Origin of the sequence: Novosphingobium sp. (assembly GCF_030696665.1) — a bacterium.
GTDB lineage: Bacteria > Pseudomonadota > Alphaproteobacteria > Sphingomonadales > Sphingomonadaceae > Novosphingobium.
Genome location: NZ_JAUYRV010000015.1, coordinates 42086 through 50416, shown reverse-complemented (window position 1 = coordinate 50416; position 8331 = coordinate 42086). Strand labels below are relative to the sequence as shown.

The window sequence follows — 8331 nt, the reverse complement described above, 5'->3', positions numbered from 1 at the left end:
CAATGAAAATCCCGGGTCACTTCTCAGTGCAACTCAACACGCCATGCACAAACCCAACACCCACATCGCCTGACCGCCGATGGAGAACACGATCACGCTGGCCACGTTGCTGGTGACATTGAGGTACTTCGTCAGCCCCGTCGCCCGGGTCAGTCCCAGTCCGCGCAGGCCGACAAGCGTGGTGGCAAAGAACTGCCCCGCGCCGGGACCAAAGAACCCGTCATAGAACGCAACGCCCGCGCCGACCGGCATGTAGCCGCTTTCGGAGAGGTGGGCGTGGCGATCCTCGTCGGTCATGCCGCGTGACAGCACGGTGTAGAGTGCGACGGCGATCAGCAACACGGGGACGACCAGTTTAAGAATATCGGCGCTAAGTCGCTGAATTGCCACCGATCCTGCCATCGCACCAACGAAGACCACCGCCGCCGTCGGCGCGCTTTTGCGGAAGCTGAACAAGCCGGCCTTGTGATAGCGCCACGTCGCCATGCCGGTGCCGCACATCGACTGGATCTTGTTGGTGCCCAACACAACGTGCGGGGGCAGCGGGGTGGAGAGCAGCACCGGCATCATCACCAGCCCGCCGCCGCCAGCTACCGCGTCGATAAAGCCCGAAAGCACCGCCACCAGCGTCAGCGCCGGATAAAACCAAAGGTCGAGCGTTACCGGGTCGATCAGCAAAAAATGGGGCATTTGCGCGTCATGGCGATTGCGCCTAAGGCCCGCAACACTCTTTTTGGCCGAGAAACCGCACGATGACCCGCTTTGCCTTCGACATCCACGCCACCGACGGCAAGGCCCGCACCGGCACGATCCGCATGAAGCGCGGGGACATTCGCACACCTGCCTTCATGCCGGTGGGCACCGCGGCGACGGTCAAGGCGATGAAGATGGAAGACGTGCGCGCAAGTGGCGCGGACATCATTCTGGGCAACACCTACCATTTGATGCTGCGCCCGGGTGCCGAGCGGGTGGCGCGGTTGGGCGGCTTGCACAAGTTCGGTGGCTGGGACCGGCCAATCCTGACGGACAGTGGTGGCTATCAGGTGATGAGCCTGTCCGATCTGCGCAAGATTACCGAGGAGGGCGTGACCTTTGCCAGCCACCTCGACGGGTCGCGGCATCTGCTCAGCCCGGAGCGTTCGATGGAAATTCAGCGGTTGCTGGGGTCAGATATCGTCATGTGCTTTGACGAATGTCCGCGCGCAGATCAGCCACGCGATGTGATCGCAAAGTCGATGGAAATGTCGATGCGCTGGGCGCGGCGCAGCCGTGATGCGTTTGACGCGGGTGGCGAACATGCCGAGAGTTCTGCGCTGTTCGGCATCCAGCAGGGCGCGCTGGACGAAGGCCTGCGCAAGACGAGTGCGGATGCGCTGATCGACGTTGGCTTTGATGGCTATGCCATCGGCGGGCTGGCAGTGGGCGAGGGGCAGGAGGCGATGTTTGCCACGCTGGACTTTGCGCCGCAGCAATTGCCCGCAGACCGCCCGCGCTATCTGATGGGCGTGGGCAAGCCCGATGATCTGGTGGGCGCGGTGGAGCGCGGCGTCGATATGTTCGACTGCGTTTTGCCCACGCGGTCTGGCCGCAATGGTCAGGCGTTTACGTGGAACGGGCCGCTTAACATGCGCAATGCCCGCCATGCCGAGGGTACCGGGCCGCTGAGCGACCGCTGTCCCTGCCCGGTCTGCACCAAGTATAGCAGGGCCTATCTGCATCACTTGCACAAGTCGGGCGAGATGCTGGGGGCGATGCTGCTGACCGAGCATAACCTGTGGTTTTACCAGCAACTGATGGCCGGGATGCGCGCTGCGATCAGCGAAGGACGTTTTGCGGCATTTGCTGCGGATTTCCGGCGGGATTACTTCGCGCGCTAGGCGGCGATGCCTTCAGGCGGTCCGTTCACCAGCGCCCCGTCGATTTCCAGCCGCGTATCCTTGTAGGGATAGAATAGCCCGCTCCGCTGGTCATAAAAGCCCGCGCCGATGGCGAAAGCCTGTTGCTGGGCGGTGAGGAGATCGGGGTACCACTTGCCAGTGCGGTGCGGGGTAACGAAGCGATATTGCGTCATGCCCTGCCAATGGCCAAGCCGCGTTTCAGTTCCACGACACAACGCAAATCCGGCAAGCGAAATGCAAAATAACACGTTGTTTCCAAACGCGAAAAAGGCGGAGCTTGCGCCCCGCCTCTTTGCTTGTTTCGATGGTCGGAAACCGATCAGCGCGAATAGAATTCGACGACCAGATTCGGTTCCATCTTTACCGGATAAGGCACTTCGTCCAGCGTCGGAACGCGGGTGAAGGTGACCTTGTCGCCATCGGTGGCAACGTAATCGGGAACTTCACGCTCAGGCAGGGTCTGCGCTTCAGCGATCAGGGCCATTTCCTTGGCCTTCTTGCCCAGGCTGATCACGTCACCGGGGCGCACGCGACGCGAGGCGATGTTGCACTTCACGCCGTTCACATAGATGTGGCCGTGCGAAACGATCTGGCGGGCCGAGAACACGGTCGGCGCGAACTTGGCGCGGTACACGACCATGTCGAGGCGCTGTTCGAGCAGGCCGATCAGGTTCTGACCGGTATCGCCCTTCATCTTCGACGCTTCCTGATAGGTGCGCTTGAACTGCTTTTCGGTCACGTCGCCGTAGTAGCCCTTGAGCTTCTGCTTGGCGCGGAGCTGGATGCCGAAGTCCGAGACCTTGCTCTTGCGGCGCTGGCCGTGCTGGCCGGGGCCATACGAGCGGCGGTTCACCGACGACTTGGGACGGCCCCAGATGTTTTCACCGAGACGACGGTCAATTTTGTACTTGGATGCGTGGCGCTTGGACATGCGCTGCCTTTCAATTTGCAATGCACCGGCCACGTGCCGATGCTTCTAGTCCCGGAACCGCACCATCCAAATCAAAGTTCGGATGCGGCCACCGCTTCACCGGGAGTGCGAGGCCAATTGCGAAGCGCGGCCAAGAACAGAGTTGCAGGCCGATGTCAAGGGTTGGTGAGGTGGGGAGGCCTGCAACGGTAAGGTATCGTCATCCTGAACTCGTTTCAGGATCCATTTTGCCGATTAAACGGCGGCTCATGGTCAGAGATGGACCCTGAAACGGTTCAGGGTGACGATAACGATATGTGAGATTCGCTACCCTATTCCAGCGGATCGCCCGGCTTTGATCCTGGCTTGCGGCGCAGCACGCTGAGGACGCCGCGAAAAGTGCGCAGTTCGAGGTGGTTCCAGCCCGGCTTGGTCATCATGCTGCGCAAGGTGCGGCGGGTGGACACGGCCCGACCGGGTGGGTTGAAATAGCCGCGTGGCTCCAGCAGGGCGCAGAACTGTTCGAACATGCCCTCGAATTCCTCCTGCGGGGCAGGGGGCAGCACCTCTTCGACGGTGGGCTGCACCAGATCGGCTTGCCCATCGGTCTGCTTTGACCATTCGTAGGCGCACAGGATCACCGCCTGTGCCAGATTGAGCGAGCCGAATTCCGGGTTGATCGGCACGGTGATGATCGCGCGGGCGAGCGCCACATCGTCTGTCTCAAGCCCGGAGCGTTCCGGGCCGAAGATGATGGCGCAGCGCCCCTGTGCCCGGACGATATCCTGCGCGGCCTGTTCGGGCGTCAGGACTGGTTTTGTCACGCCGCGTTTGCGCACGGTAGTGGCGTAGACGTGTGAGCAATCGCTGACGGCATCGGCCAGCGTTTCAAACACTTGTGCGTGTTCCAGCACAACGTCGGCCCCTGCAGCGGCAGGGCCTGCGGAAGGATTGGGCCAGCCATCGCGCGGGGAGACGAGGCGCAGTTCAGCAAGGCCGAAGTTCAGCATGGCGCGGGCGGCCTTGCCGATGTTTTCGCCCAGTTGCGGGCGCACCAGTACGATCACGGGATGGTGTGCGGCAAATGCGGGAACGGTCACTGCTGGCCAGCCTCGCGCACGCCGACTTCCTGAACGCTGCTGGCGAATTCCTCGAAATCACGCGCCTCGGTGAAATCGCGGTAGACGCTGGCGAAGCGGATATAGGCGACGCTATCGAGCTGGCGCAGGCCTTCCATGACCATTTCGCCGATGGCCTTTGACGGCACTTCGGCATCGCCCATCGTTTCGATCTGGCGTTGAATGCCCGAGACAAGCTGGTCCAGCCGTTCCTGCGCCACCGGGCGTTTGCGGCAGGCGAGCGACACTGACTGTTCAATCTTCGACCGGTCGAACGGCTCTCGCCGATCTCCACTTTTCGCCACCACAACGTCGCGCAGTTGCACGCGTTCGAACGTGGTGAAGCGCGCGCCGCAGCCTTCGCACTGGCGGCGCCGGCGGATCGAGGTGTTGTCCTCGCTCGGCCGGCTGTCTTTTACCTGACTGTTATCATGGGCACAGAACGGACACCGCATCAGGTCAGCGCTTGATCCGCTGCCAGAACGCGAAACCTGCGCCGACCGCGAGGCCGAGCGGAAGCGAAACGACCGGGAGGAGCGCGCCTGCCACAGCTCCGATGGCCGCGCCGGTAAGCACCGGCTTGGTCGAGGGATGGGCAAGGCCCTGCTTGGCCATGCCCGAGACTTCCTCTTTGGCGCGGGTGGCGAGATCGTTCTGGTCGTTCATGGCTTATAGCTCCGGGTAGATCGGGAACTTGGCGCAAAGCTCCGCGACACGGTCGCGAACGCGCTGTTCGACCTGACCATCGCCTTCTTCGCCGTTGCGCGCAAGGCCGTCGACCACTTCGGCAATCAGCTTGCCGATCGTGCGGAACTCATCCTCGCGGAAACCGCGCGTGGTGCCTGCGGGCGTGCCGAGGCGAATGCCCGAGGTGACGAAAGGCGAGCGCTTGTCAAAAGGAACGCCGTTCTTGTTGCAGGTGAGCCATGCGCGATCGAGGCCCTTTTCAGCGGCCTTGCCGGTCACGTCCTTGGCCGAGAGATCGACCAGCATCAGGTGGTTGTCGGTGCCGCCCGAGACGATGCCGAGGCCTGCGTCCTTGAGGCTTTCGGCCAGCGCCTTGGCATTGGCGACGATCTGGTGGGCATAGGCCTTGAATTCGGGGCGCAGCGCTTCACCGAAGGCGACGGCCTTTGCCGCGATGACGTGGACCAGCGGGCCACCCTGCATGCCGGGGAACACCGCCATGTTGAACTTCTTGGCCAGATCTTCGTCATTGGTCAGGATCACGCCCGAACGCGGGCCACGCAGCGACTTGTGCGTGGTGGTGGTGACGACGTGAGCATGGGGGAAGGGCGAGGGGTGCGCGCCACCAGCAACAAGGCCGGAGATGTGCGACATATCGACCAGCAACCATGCACCTACTTCATCGGCGATGGCGCGGAACGCTTCCCAATCCCAGATTCGCGAATAGGCGGTGCCGCCTGCGATGATCAGCTTGGGCTTGTGCTCGCGCGCGAGGCGGGCGACTTCGTCCATGTCGATCTGGTGATCGTCGGGGCGCACGCCATAAGGGATCGGCTTGAACCACTTGCCGCTCATGTTCACAGGCGAACCGTGGGTGAGGTGGCCGCCCGAATTGAGATCGAGTCCCATGAAGCTGTCGCCCGGCTGCAGCAGCGCGAGGAACACAGCCTGGTTCATCTGACTGCCCGAATTGGGCTGCACGTTGGCGAAATTGCAGCCGAACAGCTGCTTGGCGCGTTCGATGGCGAGCGTTTCGACGACGTCGGCATATTCGCAGCCGCCGTAGTAGCGCTTGCCCGGATAGCCTTCGGCATACTTGTTGGTGAAGACCGAGCCGGTGGCTTCGAGCACGGCGAGGCTGGTGATGTTCTCGCTGGCGATCAGTTCGATCTTGGTCTGCTGGCGGCCGAGTTCGCCACGGATCGCGGCGAAGACTTCGGCATCGGCATGGGCGAGGTGTTCGGTAAAGAAGCCGGCTTTACGGATTTCCGGCGCTGCGGTGGCGGTGGTCATCGGTCTTGGCTCCTTCAGCAGACAGGATTTGAGAGTTTTTCGACGCGGCCGGTGTGGCGGCCTTCGGCAAAATCGGTGGAAAGGAAAGCGTCGAGGCAGGCCTTGGCCATATCCTCGCCGGTCAGGCGCGCGCCCATCGCGATCACGTTTGCGTCATTATGTTCGCGGGCGAGGACGGCAGAGAGCGGCTCTGATACGAGCGCACAGCGGCAGGCTGGGTTGCGGTTGACGGCGATGGAAATGCCGATGCCGGAACCGCAGAGAACTACGCCGCGATCGACGATGCCTTCGGCGACGACGGACGCGAGCTTGTAACCATAATCGGGGTAATCGACCCGGTCAGCGGTTTCCGGCCCCAGATCGGCGACTTCGTGGCCAATCTCGATCAGGTATTCGCGCAAGACGGCCTTGAGGTCGACAGCGGCGTGGTCGGAAGCGATGGCGATACGCATGAGATCCGTTCTGTCCGGTTGCTGGCTGGCAGGATTCGTTGGGCCAATAGTCTTTTGCACCGCAACAAGCCACCGCAAATCGCCGGTCAGGAACTGCCCGTTCGGGCCGATTCTACCAGTTGTGAGCGTCCTGCGGTTGCGGCGCGGCTTGCATGGCGGCATCCGGCTCGCTAGGCGCGCGCCTTGGCGCGTTGGGCGCATTTGAAGGAAGACCGCGAAGATGCGCCGTGATCATGTGCTTATTGCCGGTGGCGGCATCGGTGGGCTTGTCCTGGCGCTGACGCTGCACGAAATCGGCGTGCCCTGCACCGTGTTCGAAGGCGTGCGCGAACTGAAACCGCTGGGCGTAGGGATCAACCTGCAACCCAACGCCGTGCGCGAACTGGAAGACCTCGGAATCGGCGAGGCCGAGATGGACGCAGTGGGCATCCCTGCGCGCGAATGGGCGCTGGTAGGGCTGAATGGGCGGGAAATTTACTCCGAGCCGCGCGGCAAGCTGGCGGGATACAACTGGCACCAGTATGCGGTGCATCGCGGTGAGTTCCACATGAAGCTCTACCACACGGTGTTGGAGCGTCTTGGGCCGGATGCGGTGCGGCTTGGCCACAAGGTGACTGGCTACAGGCACGATGCTGAAGGCGGCGTGACCGCGCTGATCGAAACGGCGGCGGGTGAGCAGATCGAAGAGTCCGGCGCGCTGCTGTTTGGCGCGGACGGCATCCATTCGAACGTGCGGGCGCAGATGCATCCAGCGCAGCCGCCGATCCACTGGGGCGGGACGATCATGTGGCGCGGGACGGCCAAGGGCGTGCCGATCCGCAGCGGGTCTTCGTTCGTGGGGCTGGGCACAAGCCGCCACCGCGTGGTGATCTATCCGATATCGCACCCCGATGCCGATGGTCTGGCCGACATCAACTGGATTGCTGAGCAGACCTATGACACCGACCACGACTGGACCAAGTCGGGCTGGTTCCGTCCGGTGGAGCTGGCAGAGTTTGCGCGCGAGTTTGACGGGTTCGTCTATGACTGGCTCGATCTGCCTGCGCTGCTGGCGAAGTCCGATGTGGCCTATGAAAACCCGATGATCGACCGCGATCCGCTGCCCACGTGGGTGGACGGGCCTGTCGCGCTGATCGGCGATGCGGCGCATCCGATGTATCCGACGGGTTCCAACGGGGCTTCGCAGGCGATCATGGACGCGCGGCAGATCGGACGGATCATGCTGGACAAGGGCGTGAACGCCGCGGCGCTTGCGGATTTCGACGCTGCGTTCTGCGATTCCATCGGGCAAGTGGCGATGCGCAATCGCGGGGCGGGGCCTTTCGGACTGCTCAACATGGTCGATGAACGCTGCGGCGGCCAGTTCGAGGACATTGACGATGTGATCCCGGCGGACGAGCGCCGGGCGTTCATGCTGGCCTATCAGCAGGCAGCAGGCTTTGCGAAGGAGCGGTTGAACGGCGCGCCGCGAACCATTCCGGCAGGGTCCAAGGTGGTGAAAGTACCGGCATGACCATCGCGCTGACTCACGCAACCGACCTTGTTGTCGAGCTATCGCGGCCGCATGAGATGGGTGAAAGCCCGGCGGGCACGCGGCGGATCATACCGATTGTCGGCGGCACAGCGCAGGGGCCGTTGCTTTCGGGCCGCATCCTGCCCATCGGCGCGGATTGGCAGACTGTGCTGGCAGGCGGCATTGCCGATCTCGACGCACGTTATGCCATCGAGACTGAGGATGGCGCGGTGATCGAAGTGGTGAGCCTGGGCATCCGCCATGCCTCAGCCGAGGTCCACGCGCGGATTGCCGGTGGGGAGCAGGTCGATCCAGCGGAGTATTACATGCGCACCGCTATCCGGTTTGAGAGCGGCCATCCAGCCTACGATTGGGTCAACCGCGCGCTGTTCCTCGCGCGCGGTGGCAAGGTGGGCAATACGGTGCATCTGTCGGTCTGGCGGGTGGACTGAACGGCTCA

General features: G+C 62.9%; 11 protein-coding genes. 3 read left to right on the top strand and 8 right to left on the bottom strand.

Translation table 11 applies throughout. From position 1 onward, the window contains the following. Positions 1 to 33 precede the first annotated feature (33 nt). Positions 34 to 690 carry a TSUP family transporter gene (locus Q8R81_RS03975; protein WP_305616151.1) on the bottom strand — a complete coding sequence of 219 codons (657 nt, stop codon included), beginning with the start codon at positions 688 to 690 and terminating at the stop codon, positions 34 to 36. A 62-nt stretch (positions 691 to 752) separates the two neighbouring features. Between Q8R81_RS03975 and tgt the strand changes: the two genes are divergently transcribed. Then, positions 753 to 1877, top strand: a complete 1125-nt coding sequence (gene tgt, locus Q8R81_RS03970; RefSeq protein WP_305616150.1) for a tRNA guanosine(34) transglycosylase Tgt — start codon at positions 753 to 755, stop codon at positions 1875 to 1877. On the opposite strand, the gene Q8R81_RS03965 is transcribed toward tgt, so the two are convergent. The 7 genes from Q8R81_RS03965 to rpiB all read right to left on the bottom strand — a co-directional run bounded on the left by Q8R81_RS03965 (position 1874) and on the right by rpiB (position 6358). Then, complete coding sequence (locus Q8R81_RS03965; protein WP_305616149.1) at positions 1874 to 2071, bottom strand: hypothetical protein; 198 nt, start codon at positions 2069 to 2071, stop codon at positions 1874 to 1876. The two genes, tgt and Q8R81_RS03965, sit on opposite strands and share 4 nt — an antisense overlap. 146 nt (positions 2072 to 2217) lie before the next feature. After that, entirely contained in the window at positions 2218 to 2829 is a 612-nt protein-coding gene (gene rpsD / locus Q8R81_RS03960) for a 30S ribosomal protein S4 (RefSeq protein WP_305616148.1), read from the bottom strand. A gap of 311 nt (positions 2830 to 3140) precedes the next feature. After that, the gene (locus Q8R81_RS03955; RefSeq protein ID WP_305616147.1) at positions 3141 to 3908 is read right to left on the bottom strand and encodes an RNA methyltransferase; all 768 of its coding nucleotides are present in this window, start codon (positions 3906 to 3908) and stop codon (positions 3141 to 3143) included. Further along, a complete protein-coding gene (gene nrdR / locus Q8R81_RS03950) occupies positions 3905 to 4381 on the bottom strand; it encodes a transcriptional regulator NrdR (RefSeq protein WP_305616146.1) in 477 nt (158 codons plus the stop codon). The genes Q8R81_RS03955 and nrdR overlap by 4 nt, the downstream gene beginning before the upstream one ends. Before the next feature lie 4 nt (positions 4382 to 4385). Next, complete coding sequence (locus Q8R81_RS03945; protein WP_305616145.1) at positions 4386 to 4592, bottom strand: hypothetical protein; 207 nt, start codon at positions 4590 to 4592, stop codon at positions 4386 to 4388. Positions 4593 to 4595: 3 nt separating this feature from the next. Next, on the bottom strand, positions 4596 to 5906 hold the full coding sequence (glyA, locus tag Q8R81_RS03940) for a serine hydroxymethyltransferase (RefSeq protein ID WP_305616144.1): 1311 nt from the start codon (positions 5904 to 5906) through the stop codon (positions 4596 to 4598). 14 nt (positions 5907 to 5920) lie between these two features. Beyond that, on the bottom strand, positions 5921 to 6358 hold the full coding sequence (rpiB, locus tag Q8R81_RS03935; protein WP_305616143.1) for a ribose 5-phosphate isomerase B: 438 nt from the start codon (positions 6356 to 6358) through the stop codon (positions 5921 to 5923). A 220-nt stretch (positions 6359 to 6578) separates the two neighbouring features. Here rpiB and Q8R81_RS03930 point away from each other — a divergent pair, with 220 nt between their 5' ends. Further along, a complete protein-coding gene (locus Q8R81_RS03930) occupies positions 6579 to 7871 on the top strand; it encodes a flavin-dependent oxidoreductase (protein ID WP_305616142.1) in 1293 nt (430 codons plus the stop codon). Then, a complete protein-coding gene (locus tag Q8R81_RS03925) occupies positions 7868 to 8323 on the top strand; it encodes a DUF3237 domain-containing protein (RefSeq protein WP_305616141.1) in 456 nt (151 codons plus the stop codon). The genes Q8R81_RS03930 and Q8R81_RS03925 overlap by 4 nt, the downstream gene beginning before the upstream one ends. The last annotated feature ends 8 nt before the right edge of the window (positions 8324 to 8331 follow it).